The following is an 18,151-nucleotide window of genomic DNA, read 5'->3' as shown; positions in this document are numbered from 1 at the left end:
CATCGGAATTTTTGAACAAGGATTGTTAATTTTTATTTCTACTCTCGATCTGCTTTTGCTGACCTTACTGATTTTAACCATGCTTTAATTAATAACAGAATTTACAAAATTGATTACAACAATATTTATTTGTAATTAATATAATTAAAATTATATATTTCTATTAATAAGAAATACAAAAACTCCAATTATTATTTCACTAAAATCTATAAATAAAAAAAAACAACAAAATTAATTGCAATTAATACAATATTTTTATCATATTTTTAATATAAAGTAAATTTATAAACAACATTTTTGTATATTTTTAATTATTTTGGTATAATTTTTAATTATCTTCAAAAGAAATTTACTTATGTTTTGCTATTGTTTAGCTCTATGATGCTATTTTTTTGTTTTTTAACAATTCAATCTGCGTTTTTTAGAAGAAATACTAATTTAATTGAAGTTTTTTAAATGATTTTTCAACAAAAAAGCTACTTATTTCAATTTTTTTTAAAAATTTTATGATTTATCCAATATTTCATCTTATTTTTAACCGTCTAATAGAAAGTATTTATTTAACATTTATAAAAACAACCTAAACAATGTCAACAATTAGATTTCAAGCATTACATTCTGTTTTGGGAAGAACAATTCCCGAAGTAAAAGCACCATCATCAAAAATTTCCGAATATTACGGCATCAATGTTTTTGATAAAGTGAAAATGAAGGCATATATGTCTAAAGAAGCTTTTCAAGCAATCACAAATGCCGTAGAAAAAGGAACTCCAATAGAAAGGGATATAGCAGAACATATTGCATCTGCCATGAAATCATGGGCACTTAGCAAGGGCGTTACGCATTATACACACTGGTTTCAGCCTTTAACGGGTACCACCGCAGAAAAACACGATTCATTTTTTGAACCAGCTTCTGATGGCACACCAGTAGAGGTTTTTTCTGGGGGCTCTTTGGTACAGCAAGAACCAGATGCTTCTAGTTTCCCAAATGGTGGTATCAGAAGTACTTTTGAAGCTAGAGGATATACTGCATGGGACCCATCTTCTCCGGCATTTATATTCGGTAAAACTTTATGTATCCCAACCGTATTTGTTTCTTATACCGGCGAGGCCTTAGATTATAAAGCGCCATTATTAAAAGCATTGGCCAGCTTAGATCAAGCTGCGGTAGATGTTTGTGGTTATTTTGATAAAAGCATTAGTAAAGTAAATGCTTCTTTGGGTATAGAGCAAGAATATTTTCTGGTAGATCTTGCCTTATTTAACGCAAGGCCAGATATGCTTTTAACCGGAAGGGCTTTATTTGGGCATTCTTCTGCCAAGAATCAGCAATTAGACGACCATTATTTTGGATCTATCCCAGAAAGAGTGGTTGCCTTTATGCAAGATTTTGAAATGGAGGCATTAAAACTGGGAATCCCATTAAAAACCCGCCATAACGAAGTTGCCCCTTCTCAGTTTGAGTGCGCTCCTTTGTACGAAGAAATCAATTTAGCTATCGATCATAATCAATTATTGATGGATTTGATGGAAAAAGTTGCTAAAAGACACAATTTTAAGGTTTTATTGCATGAAAAACCTTATGCAGGTATAAACGGATCTGGTAAACATAATAACTGGTCGTTAATTACAGATACTGGTAAAAACCTATTATCTCCGGGTAAAACCCCTAAAAACAACTTAATGTTCTTAACTTTCTTTGTGAATACGATCAAAGCGGTTTATGAACATTCTGATCTACTAAGGGCTTCTATTGCATCTGTTAGCAATGATCACAGACTTGGTGCTAACGAAGCCCCACCTGCGATCATATCTATGTTCTTGGGTAGCCAATTAAGCGATGTTTTAGACGAAATTGAGACTTCAAGAATTAGCAAAAAGGCTAAAGAGGATACCATGTGGCACAGTATCCCAAAAATCCCTAGCATATTGTTAGATAACACTGATAGAAACAGGACTTCTCCATTTGCCTTTACAGGTAATAAATTTGAACTAAGGGCCGTTGGTTCTGCTGCAAATTCTTCTAACCCAATGACTGTTTTAAACATGATCATGGCAGAACAATTGGTTAAGTTTAAAACCGATGTTGATAAATTGATCAAAAAAGGCGACAAAAAGGATGTTGCCATTCTAACCGTTCTTAAAAAATACATCAAAGAATCAAAAAATATTAGATTTGAAGGTAATGGCTACAGCGATGAGTGGACAACAGAGGCAGAAAAAAGAGGATTATCAAACATCAAAACTACGCCTAAGGCTTTAGACGCTTTAATTGCAGAAAAATCTCTAAAATTATTTAAGGATACAAATGTGTTTAGCGAAAGAGAAGCTCACGCTAGGCATGAAATCCTTTTAGAAGATTATTATAAAAAACTACAGATTGAAGCTAGGGTGATCGGAGAATTGGTAACAAACGTTGTAATACCAGCCGCTGTGAGCTATCAAACCATTTTGGTAAACAATGTAAAAGGCTTAAAAGATATAGGCATGGGCGAAGATTCTTATTCTGCTCAAATGTTGTTGATCAAACAAATATCAGAACACGTTACTTTTATCAAAGAAAACGTATATGAAATGGTAGAGCAAAGAAAAATAGCCAACGCAATTGAAGATTCGAGAGAAAAAGCAATCGCTTACGACGAGAAAGTTAAGTCATATTTTGAACCTATTCGCTACCACGTAGATAAATTAGAGTTAATGGTTGATGATAACATTTGGCCATTACCTAAGTTTAGGGAATTATTGTTTATTAAATAATTAAATATTTGGATAAATTAAAGCCCTTTGATTTTTATCGAAGGGCTTTTTTAATGATTTGGCATTTGCAAAAACGATGCTTTTAGGTTTAACTTTTTAAAACTGTTAAATTACTTCAATAAGTTTATCCCTATCTCTTTCTTTAAGTTTGCCAAAAGAAATACAACAATCATCATCAATTTTATTTAATCTAAGCAGAGATTCAAATTGTTCAGAAAAATTTGAATCGATAGCCACCAATAATCCACCGCTAGTTTGTGGATCTGCCAAAATATGCTTTTGCCTTTCGGTAATTTTACCAATCTTATGTCCGTAACTATCCCAATTTCTATTTGTGCCTCCCGGGATTGCCTTTTGGGCTAAATATTGATCGATAACTTTCAATTTCGGTACTTTATCAAAATCAATCTCTGCTTGCAAGTTACTTCCTTCGCACATTTCTGAAAGATGCCCCAATAACCCAAAACCGGTAACATCTGTCATGGCTTTTACATAATCCAATTTCCCAAACAATTCGCCAATTTTATTCAACTTCGACATTGATCTTGGGGCAATATCGGTATGTTCAGTTTTCAAAATACCTTTCTTTTGGGAGGTTGTTAAGATACCTACCCCCAGTTTTTTGGTTAGATAAAGTTTGCATCTGGCAACAGCCGTAGAATTTTGTTTTAGGTTTTTAATATCCACAATCCCATTTACTGCCAAGCCAAAAACCGGCTCCGGGCAATCAATGCTATGGCCGCCAGCAAGGGCTATCCCTGCCTCGGCACAGATAGACCTTGCGCCTTCCAAAACATTTTGTGCAACTTCTGGAGGTAATTTATCTATCGGCCAACCCAATATCGCTATGGCCAAAACAGGCTTCCCTCCCATTGCATAAACATCAGAAATTGCGTTTGCGGAGGCTATCCTCCCAAAATCGAAAGCATCGTCCACAATAGGCATAAAAAAATCTGTTGTAGATATTAAGGCCGTTCCATTCCCCAGATCATAAACAGCTGCATCATCACGGGTGCCGTTACCAACCAAAAGGTTTTTATCTGCTTCGCACTTAATTTTGCTATGTAATATTTTATCTAAAACAGCCGGAGATATTTTGCAGCCACAACCTGCGCCATGTGAATACCTGGTAAGTTTAATTTCTTCCATTTTATTTCCTATTGTTAGATCTTAACCAATCTAAAGCCCCTTCAATATTCTGCCAAACAGGTTTAGCATAAAATGTATAAAAATCGGCCTCATCTTTACTTCCTATTGAATATGAACTTGGCACATCTTCAACATCTTTTTTGGCCAACAATAATTTAACAATATGGTTGTTTTCTTTAATGGCTTGTTTAAGCTTATTTACTGAATTTTCGTTGTCTCCTTCAGTTTTAAACGCAAATAATGCTCTGTTAAAACTGGCAAATGCCATTGTATCTTCCTCAAACATTTTATCGTACTTAATAAATTTTAAGGGCTGCCCATCTTCAATTAAGTATAGTAACAAAAAATCTCTAATCCCTTGGTTGTCATTAGGGTTTAAAACCAGCATTTCTTCTAGCACCGCAATACTTTCTTTTGTTTTGCCTATTAGGTACAAACATTCTGCATAGGCCTGCAGACATCTCATATATGGGCGTGTTTCATGTAATCCCCAAAAATATCCTTTGTTTTCTTTTAAATATTTGCCCCCAAATTTTTCTTTTCCCAAACCAATCGCTTTTTCTAAAAAAACCAGGGAAATAAAAGGATTACCTTCTATTGTGGCTAGTAGTTCATATGCGGCAATACATTTATCATCTAGCATAAGTGCTTCAGCAGCAGCTTCCTTCGCCTCAAATTCATCTAAACCGTAAGCCTCTTGTACAATGTCTTCGGCCAAATTGTTCTTAATGGTATTACCGTTTTTGATCTGGGTTAATTCATTACTCATAAACTGATTAAAAAATTTTTCTAAGTCCTTTTCATTCTTAAAGTTTTGAGAACCCATTAGATTTTGCAAATCTTTAAAAAGTTCATCGTCTTTTTTCATCCTTTAGTTTTTTTAAATTAATAATAAATTTTGCGTTTTCTTTAAAATTTATTTTATCGATTTTTAACGCATTTATTGATCTTTTTTCTCTTTTTATCAATCCTTTGAAATAGGTTTTATCATAATAAACTAAAACCTGGTCAATAAAGTCTTCCATTCTGCCTTCTTCTATGGCACACAAAGTAAGTTTGGTTTCTAGTGGCCCTAGCCGTTTAGATATCCCCAATACCGCGGTTTTTAAAAATGTTCGGTCTAATTTACCATAGTGTTGGTTCAAAAATGCAATTCTTTCTTTTTTGGGGACTTCTATTTTGATAACGTTTGCTTTTCGCATTTGTTCCCAAATAGGTTTTGGAATAACCCGTTTGCCAATGGTTACACTTTCATCTTCTAGCCAAATGGTTTTACTCAAATCCATTTTTTGTAGTTCTTGGCCCAAAAGGTTCTCAAATTGCTCTTGCGAAGGTTGTACCAATTTTCCCATAGACCCAAAAGACGAACCTTGGTGCTGTGCCAAATCCTCAAGATCAATAACCTGTTGCCCTAAAAGTTTCATTTCTTTTAGGATTTCTGTTTTTGCGGAGCCGGTATTCCCGCTTAAAATTTTAAAAAGATAAGTTTTCTCGAAAGCTTTGATCGAGTTTTTACGGAAAGATTTATAACCCCCTTTTAAGGTTGCTACTTCAAATCCATAAAGATCAAAGGCCCAAGCCATTGCACCGCTTCGCATTCCCCCACGCCAGCAATGGACCAATATTTTTTTATTAGGGGCCAGAATTTCTGCTTGTTTAATAAAATCTGCCCATTTGCCACCCACCAACTCAAAACCTAGCAGAATAGCAGCTTGTCGGCCTTGCTGCTTATAAGCTGTACCCACCAAAACTCTTTCTTCATTGCTAAAAATAGGGATATTTACAGCATTAGGGATATGGGAATGTGCAAATTCCGAGGGTGTTCTTACATCAACAATTATTGTAGTGTTTGCTTTTTCTAAAAATTCTGGGAGGGACAGTTGTTTTACCATTTTTTAAAATCCTATTTAAGTTTTGGATTTCTTTTTGTTTAAAACATGGAAGATATAAATCGATTTTATAGATTCTTCAATTCTAAAAGTTATTATAAAAGGAAATTTCTTAAGTAGCAATTCTATCGGTTTTTCTTTTTAATATGATGGTGTAATGAGCTTTCTAAAATATGTTTGTAATTGGTGTTTAATTCTTCTTTGAACTCCTATTCCAAACCAAATTTTTCAGGTTTATCAAATGTAATTATTTCAATTGATACAAATAACGTTGAATGGTATTCTCTAAACCTAGATACAAAGCATCAGAAATTAAAGCATGACCAATGCTTACCTCTAATAAACCTGGCACATGCTCTGCAAAATATTTTAGGTTATGCAGATCTAAATCATGCCCAGCGTTAATCCCAATTCCCAATTCATTGGCTTTATGAGCTGCAGCAATGTAAGGCAAAATTGCCTTTTCTATGTTATTCTCAAACTGCTTCGCATAAGCTTCGGTATAAAGCTCAATCCTATCAGTACCGGTGGTTTTCGCTGCCTCTACCATCTCTACATTGGGGTCAATAAATATCGAAACCCTGATATTTGCTTCTTTAAATTTAGAGATGATATCTTGTAGATAATTTTGATTTTTGATGGTATCCCAACCGTGGTTAGAAGTAATCTGTCCAAGGGCATCCGGCACTAAAGTTACCTGTGCCGGTAAATTATCCAAAACCAGTTTAACAAATTTATGTTCTTGGCAATTACCTTCAATATTGAATTCGGTTTTAATTTTCTCTTTTAGATCATAAACATCTTGATAACGGATATGCCTTTCATCTGGCCTTGGGTGAACCGTAATTCCTTGGGCACCAAATCGCTCACAATCTAATGCTACTTTTACCAAATCTGGATTATTACCTCCCCTAGAATTTCTTAGAGTGGCTATTTTATTAATATTTACCGAAAGTTTTGCTTTAGACATATACAAATATAAGAATGCAAAATATCTTCTTATTGTTTCCCCATAATAAATATAGGCCTCAACTGGCATTATTTATGGATGTATATAAAAAAACAACACTATGGATTTTGGAATAAAAAACAAAACAGCTTTAATTACCGGTGCCGATTCTGGTATCGGTTTAGAAACCGCAAAAAAATTAGCCACAGAAGGGGCAAAAATCATACTTTCTGACATCAAGGAGAAAGATTTGGAAAATGCCAAAAAAGACCTTTTAAAAACCTCTTCAGATGCCAAAGTTTATCTTTTACCATTAGATTTGAGCGATCCCGTAAAAGTTGATGAAGCTGCCGAAAAAGTAAAAAAGGAATATGGAGGGATTGATATTTTAGTTAACTGTGCGGGTGCAAGAGGTGCAGCTGGAGATTTCATGACGCTTTCTGATGCCGATTGGATGAAAACAATAGACATTGATTTAATGGGTGCGGTAAGATTATGCAGAGCTTTTTTACCACAATTATTAGAAAGAAAATGGGGGCGTGTAGTAACCATTGCTTCTGAGAATGCTTTTCAACCTTATATAGAGGAAAGCCCTTATAATGCTTGCAAAGCGGCAATCATCAATTTAACAAAATGCTTATCAAGGGCTTATTCTAAAGATAATTTGCTATTTAATTGTGTTTCGCCAGCATTTATAGAAACCCCAATGACGGATGCGATGATGGAAGAGCTAGCTAAGAAAAGAAATACATCGGTTAAGGAAGCTGTTGATTATTTCTTAAAAACCGATAGACCATACATAGCTGTAGAGAGAAGGGGAACACCTGCAGAAGTAGCAAACGTTATAACATTTTTATGTTCTGATCTAGCTAGTTATGTTAACGGGAGCAATTATAGGGTAGATGGCGGCGCAGTAGAATCTGCATTTGGATAGTAAGATATTTTAGTGGAAAATATTTTGGGCGTAACCCCGAAGAAAAATCGGGGTCGGGCTTTGCGTTACAAGTCCGTTTATGGTTTTTCCAAACCATAATCCGGGCTTTTCACTTCAATCCCTTACGCAAAAAAAATTATGCAGTTGCAACCAATTTGCTGGTGCTTCTATAAACGTAAGAACTAAAAATATGTCTTCTCGCAAATCTCCCCCTGCTATCCGCGTTTACTAATTTTACGTAAACCGCCCTTGGTACATCAAAATATTCGTAAACATTACCGTCTAAAAACTCTACGGTTAAAACTTGTGATTTAAACTCAAAATCTTGGATGTTAGAGTTGGTGATGGTTTCTGTATAGTTCGCCAAGGATTGCTGACGGGTTTCTGGAGCGATGCTTACCAAGAAATGATATGCTTCGATCATTTTTGTACTTGTTTCTTCCGCATTTGTTCTCTCCTCGCCTTCTGGGAACTTATCTGGATGATAAGTTTTCATTAAACCTCTATATATCGATTTTAATTCTGCAAGCGTAGCGTTCTCTGAAACATCTAACAACTTTCTATAATCAACAATTTTCTTCATAATAATTATTTTTATTGTTGAATAACGAAGTGCGTTCTAAGTGTTTTTCAAAATAAAGCGCAAAGGTAAGGTTTTAATTTTCAGAAAGAAAACAAATCTGTTTAATTGATTTTGTTGATAAGATCATCTTTTAAAAATGCCTCTAAACCTAAAACCTGTACGCCTTCTTTCGTTGTAACAGTTTGTGAATTTGGGGTAATCACAAAATTATCTTTAGTTTCTAGATCAGACAAACTTTCATAATAGCCACGGCTTAAAACCGGGGCATTAGAATATTTTATTTCTATGGTAGCAATTGGCTTTACGCCCTTAATTAAAACCAAATCCACTTCCGCACCATGATGGGTACGATAATAATACAAATCGATTTCTTTTGGTTTTGCCGCATGTATTTGTTCTACCACGTAACCCTCCCAAGATGCGCCTAAAGCAGGATTGGTTTGCAATTGATGGTAAGATGTAATTTGCAGCAAATGATGTAGAACACCCCAAGTGCGCACATATAATTTAGGCGATTTTACCAATCGCTTTCCATTGTTTTGATGCCACGGAGCTAATCTTCTTATCAAATAAGCACCTTCCATATAATCTAAATATTTTTTCGCACTTGTACCCGTTAACCCCAAAGAGCGGCCTAAATTCTGCATGTTTTCTATATCACTATTCAAATGCGCCAACATACTCCACATTTTTGCGATAATTTGCGGGCTAAGATTTATACCAAACAATAGATTAATGTCTCTATAAATATAGGTTTGGATAAAACTTTGTGTCCACTCCGTCCACATTTTATCAGATTTCAGTTGCAAAGCTTCGGGGAAACCACCCCTGAACCAATGCTGCTCTAAGGATATATTTTGTTCTGTAGCCTCTAAAAATGTAATTTGATTAATCTCTTTATAAATTACCCTACCAGCCAAACTTTCTGATACACCAGTTACCAATTGCGGATCTGCGGAACCAAGTAGAATAAACCTGCCCGGGATGCGATGTTCATCGATTATAGATCGTAAAAAAGATAAAAGCTGGGGATAAAGTTGTACTTCGTCTAAAATCACCAGATCATCTTTCAAAGCCATCAAAAACTCATGGGCATTGGTTTTTAGAGGGAAGGCATCGCTTTCTTTTTCTAGATCGAAGTAGTGCGTTTTTTTTGGGAATATTTCTGCTATGCTTTTTGCGATGGTTGTTTTCCCTATTTGTCGCGGGCCATAAAGCATTACCGATGGAAAATTTTCCAACAGTTCTAGAATATCTGTTAATACTTTACGCCCAAACATATCCAAATGTATCATATAACCGTGAAATATTCAAATAAAAAATTAATATTTCATGGTTAAATATTTTATTAACCGTGAAATATTCAATTGGTAATTGAATATTTCACGGTTAATTTTTTTTTAACAGTATTACGAAAGTTAAATAAACCGGATGGGAGCATTTGTTTGAGCTCTTTTAAATGCTTTTGAAAAAAGCTTTTAAAAAGCGAGTGCGTACAGCCGGACTGTCAGGAGTAATAAACCACAAGCCTAACTTTTCCAAAACAAAAAAAACCGTCCTGAAATTATCAGAACGGTTTTGAAATATTGATACTCGTTACTTAAATCTCGTAACTTAATATCTGTAAGCATCAGACTTAAACGGACCTTCTACAGTTACGCCAATGTATTCTGCTTGATCGTTACGTAATTCTTCTAGTTCTACACCAATTTTGGCCAAGTGCAATCGGGCTACTTTCTCATCCAAAGTCTTTGGTAACACATAAACCTTATTTTCATAAGCAGCGGAATTTGTCCAAAGTTCCATTTGCGCTAAAGTTTGGTTGGTGAATGAGTTAGACATTACAAATGATGGGTGGCCAGTTGCGCAACCCAAATTTACCAACCTGCCTTCTGCCAAAACAATTACATCACTTCCGTTGATGGTATATTTATCGACCTGTGGTTTAATTTCGATTTTAGATGCGCCATGGTTTTTATTTAACCAAGCCATATCAATCTCGTTATCAAAATGACCGATGTTACAAACGATAGCTTTGTCTTTTAAAGCTTCAAAATGCTCGCCCCTTACGATGTCTTTGTTTCCGGTTGCGGTAACCACAATATCGGCTTCTTTGATAGCCGTAGCCAGTTTTTTAACTTCGTAACCTTCCATTGCGGCTTGCAGGGCACAAATTGGGTCAATTTCTGTAACTATTACCCTTACGCCTGCCCTCGCTAAAGATTCTGCAGAACCTTTGCCAACATCGCCATAGCCACAAACAACGGCTACTTTACCCGCCATCATCACATCGGTTGCCCTACGGATCGCATCAACTAAAGACTCACGACAACCATATTTGTTATCGAATTTAGATTTGGTTACCGAATCGTTGATGTTGATCGCTGGCATAGGTAAAGTTCCTTTTTTAACACGATCGTGTAAACGAAGCACACCTGTAGTGGTTTCTTCAGAAATTCCTTTGATACCAGCTGCTAACTCAGGATATTTATCCAATACCATATTGGTAAGATCGCCTCCATCATCCAAAATCATGTTCAATGGCTCACGGTTTTCACCGAAAAATAAAGTTTGCTCTATACACCAATCAAATTCTTGTTCGTTTAAGCCTTTCCAAGCATAAACCGGGATTCCCGCAGCCGCAATTGCCGCCGCTGCATGGTCTTGTGTAGAGAAAATGTTGCAAGATGACCAAGTAACATCGGCCCCAAGAGCTACCAAAGTTTCGATTAAAACTGCCGTTTGGATAGTCATGTGTAAGCATCCTGCAATCCTAGCGCCTTTAAGCGGTTTGCTTGCGCCAAACTCTTCTCTTAGAGCCATTAAGCCGGGCATTTCTGCCTCTGCCAATTCAATTTCTTTTCTTCCCCATTCTGCTAGGGAAATGTCCTTCACTTTGTAAGGCACATAAGTTGTCTCTACTGATGACATAGTTGATTATTTAGTGAGCAGCAAAGGTAAGGAATAGGCTTGTGTATTTCAAACGGTTATGGTAAAGAGAATGTTAAGAATTGCAGTTTGAGAGATTATTTAATCGATGGGTTGTTAAAGGGATTTATTTGGGCGTTTTAATACTCCGCCAACTGGCGGATATATCTTTTTTTCTTATCCTTCGACTCCGATCAGGATGACAAAAAAAGCCTGCTCGAATTACAGGCGGGGATGCCGCTTCAACCGTTAACCGCAAAAAAATATAATTGGTAGCATCAGAAAACAATAATTGTTATTAACTATTTAACTTTACAATCAAATTAATTCTCCACCAACTCTTAACCCAAATTTTGTTAATTTCGCAGCCTCATAAAATTTTTATTTTTAATGGAGTTTAAGTTAACCAATAAAGACCCACATTCTAAAGCTAGGGCGGGAGAAATCATAACAGATCACGGGAAAATTCAAACTCCAATTTTTATGCCCGTAGGCACAGCGGCAACTGTAAAAGGGGTGCACCAACGTGAATTGGCCGAAGATATTAAAGCCCAAATTATATTAGGAAATACCTATCATCTATATTTAAGACCAGGTTTAGAAACATTAAAACTTGCTGGCGGATTACACAAATTTAATGGTTGGGATAAACCAATTTTAACCGATAGCGGTGGCTATCAGGTTTATTCTTTAACCGAGGTGAGAAAAATCAAGGAAGAAGGCGTAACGTTTAAATCACATATAGATGGTTCTAAACATCTTTTTACCCCAGAAAACGTGATGGATATACAAAGGGTAATTGGTGCCGATATTATTATGGCCTTTGATGAATGTACGCCCTATCCATGCGATTACCATTATGCTAGACGATCAATTGATATGACGCACAGGTGGTTAAAAAGATGTATCAATAGGTTTGATGAAACCGTACCTCATTATAATTATTCGCAAACATTGTTTCCAATTGTGCAAGGATCTGTTTATAAAGATCTAAGGATAAAATCGGCAGAATTTATAGCTGCACAAAACAGGGAAGGAAATGCCATTGGGGGGCTTTCTGTTGGCGAGCCCGCCGAAGAAATGTACGCCATGACGGAAGTTGTTTGTAATATTTTGCCCGTAGAAAAACCTAGATATTTAATGGGCGTTGGTACGCCGATAAATCTTTTAGAAAATATTGCCCTAGGTATTGATATGTTTGATTGTGTAATGCCAACACGCAACGGCAGAAACGGGATGCTTTTTACAAGAAACGGCATCATCAACATCAAAAACGAAAAATGGAAAAACGATTTTTCGGCAATAGATGCAGAAAGCGATTTATTTTCTGACCTACATTATTCTAAAGCTTATTTGAGGCATTTGATACATTCAAAAGAGATTTTGGGCGCACAGATAGCATCATTACACAACCTACATTTTTACCTTTGGTTGGTTAACGAGGCAAGAGAGAAAATAATTAGTGGAGAATTTTACGATTGGAAAAATAAAATGGTAAAGGTTTTAGGCATTAAGTTGTAATTTTAGCGGTAATGCTTGCAAAATGAAGTTTCTAAATAAGTATATAAAAATTATAGATTGGTATATTATCAAAAAATACCTTGGGACATTTGTGTTTACCTTGGCCATTTTTACGGTAATTTCTGTTGTTTTTGATATATCAGAAAAATTGGACGACTTTTTAAAAAGCAGTGCCACAGAAAGCCAGATCGTCTTTGAATATTATGGGGGTTTCATACCTTTCTACCTTAACTTTTTATCGCCTTTGATCAATTTCATTGCCGTTATTTTTTTTACTGCAAAAATGGCCGATCAAACCGAAATTGTACCCATATTGTGTGGAAAAGCCAGCTTTAACAGGTTTTTAAGGCCTTATTTTATAGCATCTACCTTAATTTTTATTGTTAGCCTAATTTTTAACCAATTGATTATACCCGAAACCAATAGGTTGATGACAAATTTTGAGAATACTTACTTAAAAGACAATAACACCACCAGAAGCAATGTGCATATTAAATTAGACCAATCCACCTATGTATATATAGAATCTTTTGAGAACAAATCTAATACTGGTTATCGTTTTTCATTAGAAAATTTTGATAAAGATGAGTTGAAGTCGAAATTGATGTCTGATAGGATCACATGGGATTCTGTAGCCAAAAAATGGAAAATCTATAACTATACCATTAGGTACGTAAATGGCCTTAAAGAAAAAATGGTAAACGGAACAGAGAAAGATACCACATTGGATATGAGGCCAATAGATTTTGATTTAAGGGACAACATTTATTCTGCCATGAACTATCATGAGTTAAACCAAAAGATTGAAAAAGAAAAAATAAGAGGTTCTGGGATCATGGTAAATCTAGAACTAGAAAAATATAAACGTTGGTCTTATCCGTTCTCCACTTACGTTTTAACTTTAATAGGTGTAGCACTATCATCAAGAAAAGTAAGAGGAGGGGTTGGTTTACCCTTAGGGATTGGTATCGGTTTAAGCTTTCTGTATATCCTATTGATACAATTCTCTAATGTTTTTGCTTTAAAGGGCGGTTTACCTCCCATAATAGCGGTATTGATTCCGAACCTGATATTTGGCACCCTCGGCATAGTTTTGGCCATAAAAGCCCCTAAGTAAGATGAAATTAAATCTACGGAGCAACTTGCTCATTTTACACTTGACGGTAATTGTGTGGGGCTTTACAGGTATTTTAGGAGCCTTGATCACGATCAATGAAACCCTATTAGTGTGGTACAGGGTGTTGATAGCTTTTACCTCACTTTACATTTATTTTAAATGGCAAAAAAAAGACATCAACGTAAGTAAAAAAACCTTCTTAAAATTATTTTTTACGGGAGCGATAGTTGGTTTGCACTGGATTTTATTCTTCGGGGCAATAAAGCATTCTACGGTTTCTGTAGCGATGGTTTGTTTATCCTCACTTACTTTATTTACGGCTATATTAGAACCCATACTAAATAAAGCAAAAATCTCGAAATTAGAGGTGATAGTTGGCCTGTTTATCATCTTTGGTATTTACCTTATTTTCAAGTTCGAGACCCAATACACCTTAGGGATCATTATGGGTTTATCAAGTGCGCTTTGCGCAAGCTTGTTCTCTATCATCAATGCCAAACAAGTTAAAAATAGAGCAGCCCCGATCATTAGCTTTTACGAACTTTTAGGTGCTTTTTTTTGGATAAGTCTTTATCTTTTAATTTCTGGCGGCTTTAATTCTTCTATGAAATTGATACCCTTGGACATTATATATTTATTGATTTTGGGCATTATCTGTACCTCTGTTGCTTACGTTGCCGGGGTTTCTGTGATGAAAGAACTGAGCGCTTTTAGAGTTGCCCTGATCACTAATTTAGAGCCTGTTTACGCCATCGTTTTGGCACTCCTTATTTTTGGAAAAGATGAAAAAATGACCCAAGGATTTTATGTTGGTGCCTTAATAATTTTATGCGCAATCTTTCTTTTCCCTGTGATAAAAAAGAAAGTCGAGAATAGAAAAATAGCGAAAATACCACCATTGGTATAGTATTAAAAATAGTTCAGATTTTACAAATCAGAATCTTGTTTTTTAAAAATCTCATTAAGTTTCCAAATCAGAATTATCCTTATCGGAAGATATATTTTAAGTGACAGAAATACACTAAGCTGATTTAAAAAAAAGAATTATATCTTAATATGTACACTTTGTTTTTTTTATTTAAAGGCTTTCTTTGGTTTATAAGAAACTCAAGATATTAACTATTCTTTTAGCTTATAGCTAAACATACAAGCTCAATAATTCTCAATTTTCTTTAAAAAAATCAAAAACATTCTAATTTATTTTGTTTAAAAAATCTGTTTAAATACAGGCTCTTAGTGTCATTTTTATTTAAAAAATAATATTATATTGAGCTATTTAACTAGGTAGGCTTTAAATATAAAAATAGCGTTATTTAGCACATTAAAACAACAAATAAATAAAAGCACCATAAATTTTAAATTTAATTCATATAATTTAAAATCAGTTATTTAAGTATTTTATTTAAAATTTTTGTTAAGATAAAATATGATTTCTGATCATCAAAAAACTAAAAATATTAGCATATATTAATGGGCAAGCGCTTAAAGTATTTTAAAGTATTAATAAGCAGCATATTATGCTTATTTATATCAATAATAACTTCACAAAAAGGTTTTGCACAGATTTTCGATGCTTCCCAAAACCCACCAAGTGTAAAATTTAAGCAAATCAATACTCCGCAATTTCAAATCATCTACCCTACCCTATTTGAGAGCGAAGCCCAAAGAATGGCCAATGTGTTAAACGCCATCATACCAGATGTGGCTAAAAGTTTGGGGCGCCTGCCAAAGCCAATTTCTGTGATATTGCAAACCCAAGGTGTATCATCTAATGGCTTTGTACAGATGGCACCGAGAAGGTCTGAGTTTTACACTATCCCTGGGCAAGAATTTGACGCACAAGATTGGTTAAACAGTTTGGCGGTTCATGAGTTGAGGCATGTTGTACAGTTTGATAAAATAGCCCCAAACTTTAACGCCCCGCTTTTTGAAGAATTAAAATTAGCGCTCTTCGGCATCAATTTACCACCTTGGTATTTTGAAGGTGATGCCGTTGGGATAGAAACCGCCTTGACCCATGCAGGCCGTGGAAGACAACCGAATTTTGAACTGGTTTTAAGAGCAAATGAACTATCTAAAAAAAGGTATAGTTATTCCAAAAATTACTTTGGTTCTTTTAAAGATTATACTCCGGGATATTATCCATTAGGTTATTTTATGACAACAAAAATAAGGAGGGATTTTGGACCTCAAATTTTAGATAAAATCTTAGAAAGGATCAAAAACCTCCCAATTAGGCCGTATAACTTTTCATCGTCTTTAAAGAAATTTGGAGGCATTGGTACCCACCAACTTTATTTTAATACTATGGATGAGATGGATTCCCTTTGGGGCCAACAGACCCAGAAGGTAAAACCTCAAAAATACGCATTGCTCAATAGAGAAATCGGCAAAATACCTACTTCTTACTTATTGCCGTACCAAGCAAAAAATGGCGACATTATTTGTATAAAAAGCTCTAAAGCCGAGACCACAAAAATCATCAGCATCAGCAAAGAAAAACAAGAGAAAGACATTATTAAAATTGGGTACCAAACCGAACCCAATTTAAGCTATGCCGATCATAAAATCACCTGGGACGAGTATCGTTCTGACGTTAGGTTTGATCAGCGATCATTTAATGTGATCTGCACCTATGATCTTGCCACAAATCAGTTTAAGCAACTTACGCATAAAACGAGGCTCTTCTCCCCTTCTCTATCATCAGATGGCAAAAAGATCGTTGCGGTGCAAGTGAGCACAGAAAACATATTTAATTTAATTGAGCTAAATGCTGAGACAGGAGAAGTGATCAAAACCTATCCAAACCCTAAGAACTTTACCTTACAAACGCCAAGTTACGATCCTTCAGGAAACGAGATTATTGTAACCGCGGTAAATGAGGCGGGGAAAACATTGATCTTGTACAAATCTGGCCTCCAAGAAATCCTAATCCCACAAGCTACAGAAATTATATCTAGGCCAATATTTTATCAGAATAAAATAGTTTATAAGGCACATTATAATGGTATCGATAACATATATGCCTTAGATTTAAAAACAAAAGAGATAGAAGAGCTAACCAATGTAGCGTTTGGTGCTTATAACCCTTCGATCAATGAAAACTCTGGTTTATTGCTTTTCAACAATTATCAATCAAAAGGCTACAACATTAACTCTGTAGATTTAAAAGCCCCTGATGCGTTTAAAGCATTTAAACAGCAAAACACCTTCGTAAAATATTTTGAACCTCTTCTGGCTCAAGAAATCAAATCAAATGTTTTTGATAGCATACCAAATATCACCTTTAAAAGCAAACCCTATAAAGAAATCGGGCATCTTTTTTATTTTCATAGTGCCAAACTCATCAATGAAACTAATGGTTTCACAAATGACAATAATTATGGTATAGACTTGGTTTCTAACAATAAGCTAAACACTATGGCATCTTCATTTGGTTACCGTTACAATAATGCTTTAAATAAAAGTGAATTTAGGGCATCCATAACCTATCAGAAATTTTATCCGCAAATAACCGTCAATTATGAAAACCGAGCTAGATTATCATACTATAAGCAATTTTTTGGGCCAATTGTAACAATTTTGCCGTTTGATTTTAGAGAGAATTATACCGCATTAAACGTTAATTTACCCGTTTCTGCAAACTGGTTGAACAAAAATTTTTACTCGGCCTTAGCCATAGAAACTTATTACGCAAACCGTTATAATTTAAGCTTTTCTCCGCCCGGTTTCTTAAAAAGCATCAATTTCCCTTTAAAATACAGTTTATCTTTGGGTTTAAATACCAGAACCAGCGAAAGGGATTTAGCTCCAAAATGGGGGCAAAACTTTAGCTTAACCTTTGAACACCTGCCTTTTGAAAAAGCCTTAAATGGAGATAATCTATTCTTTAAGTCTGTATTTTATTTCCCTGGCATAGCTACAAACCACAGTTTGAGCGCAAGTTTCAATTGGCAAGAAAACTCTTGTGCTTATCAATTCAATATCGATATACCTAGGGCAAGCGGATATGCAAACCTAAACGGCATTGAAAACCTATCTAACACTTTATTGATCGATTATCGTTTCCCGATTGCTTATCCCGATTGGGAAATTGGCCCTTTAGCTTACGTTAAACGTATAAAAGGTGGCTTTTTCACAGATTTTGAAAACATTGGAAACGGAAATGGGTTAAGAACCTATGGGGCAGAGTTAAGGGCGGATATGAACTTGTTAAGATTTTATTTGCCAAATTTTGATATTGGCGGAAAAGTAATTATCCCCAACCAACAAAACATAAAAAATCCAATATTTGAATTAATCTTAAATTTTAATCTTTAAAA

General features: G+C 35.1%; 13 protein-coding genes. 6 read left to right on the top strand and 7 right to left on the bottom strand.

Going from position 1 to position 18,151, the window contains the following annotated elements; translation table 11 throughout:
- The first annotated feature begins 587 nt into the window (after nucleotides 1-587).
- Nucleotides 588-2,759 carry a glutamine synthetase III family protein gene (locus I5M32_RS01865; protein ID WP_200584476.1) on the top strand — a complete coding sequence of 724 codons (2,172 nt, stop codon included), beginning with the start codon at nucleotides 588-590 and terminating at the stop codon, nucleotides 2,757-2,759.
- 105 nt (nucleotides 2,760-2,864) lie between these two features.
- Here I5M32_RS01865 and selD read toward each other — a convergent pair whose 3' ends face one another.
- The 4 genes from selD to I5M32_RS01845 all read right to left on the bottom strand — a co-directional run bounded on the left by selD (nucleotide 2,865) and on the right by I5M32_RS01845 (nucleotide 6,767).
- Nucleotides 2,865-3,908 (bottom strand): selenide, water dikinase SelD, encoded by a 1,044-nt coding sequence (selD, locus tag I5M32_RS01860; RefSeq protein WP_200584475.1) that lies wholly within the window; start codon nucleotides 3,906-3,908, stop codon nucleotides 2,865-2,867.
- Nucleotide 3,909: 1 nt separating this feature from the next.
- Nucleotides 3,910-4,776 (bottom strand): hypothetical protein, encoded by an 867-nt coding sequence (locus tag I5M32_RS01855; protein WP_200584473.1) that lies wholly within the window; start codon nucleotides 4,774-4,776, stop codon nucleotides 3,910-3,912.
- Nucleotides 4,760-5,800, bottom strand: a complete 1,041-nt coding sequence (gene mnmH, locus I5M32_RS01850) for a tRNA 2-selenouridine(34) synthase MnmH (RefSeq protein WP_200584471.1) — start codon at nucleotides 5,798-5,800, stop codon at nucleotides 4,760-4,762. Before mnmH ends, I5M32_RS01855 begins: the two co-directional genes overlap by 17 nt.
- A gap of 244 nt (nucleotides 5,801-6,044) precedes the next feature.
- Nucleotides 6,045-6,767 (bottom strand): pyridoxine 5'-phosphate synthase, encoded by a 723-nt coding sequence (locus I5M32_RS01845; RefSeq protein ID WP_200584470.1) that lies wholly within the window; start codon nucleotides 6,765-6,767, stop codon nucleotides 6,045-6,047.
- A gap of 100 nt (nucleotides 6,768-6,867) precedes the next feature.
- Here I5M32_RS01845 and I5M32_RS01840 point away from each other — a divergent pair, with 100 nt between their 5' ends.
- Nucleotides 6,868-7,680, top strand: a complete 813-nt coding sequence (locus tag I5M32_RS01840) for an SDR family NAD(P)-dependent oxidoreductase (RefSeq protein WP_200584468.1) — start codon at nucleotides 6,868-6,870, stop codon at nucleotides 7,678-7,680.
- A 136-nt stretch (nucleotides 7,681-7,816) separates the two neighbouring features.
- Here I5M32_RS01840 and I5M32_RS01835 read toward each other — a convergent pair whose 3' ends face one another.
- The 3 genes from I5M32_RS01835 to ahcY all read right to left on the bottom strand — a co-directional run bounded on the left by I5M32_RS01835 (nucleotide 7,817) and on the right by ahcY (nucleotide 11,194).
- On the bottom strand, nucleotides 7,817-8,263 hold the full coding sequence (locus tag I5M32_RS01835) for a KTSC domain-containing protein (RefSeq protein WP_200584466.1): 447 nt from the start codon (nucleotides 8,261-8,263) through the stop codon (nucleotides 7,817-7,819).
- A 101-nt stretch (nucleotides 8,264-8,364) separates the two neighbouring features.
- Nucleotides 8,365-9,558, bottom strand: coding sequence for an ATP-binding protein (locus I5M32_RS01830; RefSeq protein ID WP_200584464.1), 1,194 nt, complete (start codon nucleotides 9,556-9,558; stop codon nucleotides 8,365-8,367).
- Nucleotides 9,559-9,877: 319 nt separating this feature from the next.
- Nucleotides 9,878-11,194 carry an adenosylhomocysteinase gene (gene ahcY, locus I5M32_RS01825; RefSeq protein WP_200584462.1) on the bottom strand — a complete coding sequence of 439 codons (1,317 nt, stop codon included), beginning with the start codon at nucleotides 11,192-11,194 and terminating at the stop codon, nucleotides 9,878-9,880.
- Nucleotides 11,195-11,581: 387 nt separating this feature from the next.
- On the opposite strand from ahcY, the gene tgt reads away from it, so the two are divergent.
- The 4 genes from tgt (at nucleotide 11,582) to I5M32_RS01805 (ending at nucleotide 18,149) form a co-directional block, all read left to right on the top strand.
- Nucleotides 11,582-12,712 (top strand): tRNA guanosine(34) transglycosylase Tgt, encoded by a 1,131-nt coding sequence (tgt, locus tag I5M32_RS01820; protein WP_200584460.1) that lies wholly within the window; start codon nucleotides 11,582-11,584, stop codon nucleotides 12,710-12,712.
- Nucleotides 12,713-12,734: 22 nt separating this feature from the next.
- On the top strand, nucleotides 12,735-13,829 hold the full coding sequence (locus I5M32_RS01815; protein ID WP_200584459.1) for an LptF/LptG family permease: 1,095 nt from the start codon (nucleotides 12,735-12,737) through the stop codon (nucleotides 13,827-13,829).
- 1 nt (nucleotide 13,830) lies between these two features.
- Nucleotides 13,831-14,736, top strand: a complete 906-nt coding sequence (locus I5M32_RS01810) for a DMT family transporter (protein ID WP_200584457.1) — start codon at nucleotides 13,831-13,833, stop codon at nucleotides 14,734-14,736.
- 563 nt (nucleotides 14,737-15,299) lie between these two features.
- Complete coding sequence (locus I5M32_RS01805; RefSeq protein WP_200584455.1) at nucleotides 15,300-18,149, top strand: TolB-like translocation protein; 2,850 nt, start codon at nucleotides 15,300-15,302, stop codon at nucleotides 18,147-18,149.
- The last annotated feature ends 2 nt before the right edge of the window (nucleotides 18,150-18,151 follow it).

The sequence above is a fragment of the Pedobacter segetis genome, from assembly GCF_016623585.1.
GTDB classification, from domain to species: domain Bacteria; phylum Bacteroidota; class Bacteroidia; order Sphingobacteriales; family Sphingobacteriaceae; genus Pseudopedobacter; species Pseudopedobacter segetis.
This window is presented reverse-complemented; position numbering and strand designations above follow the sequence as displayed.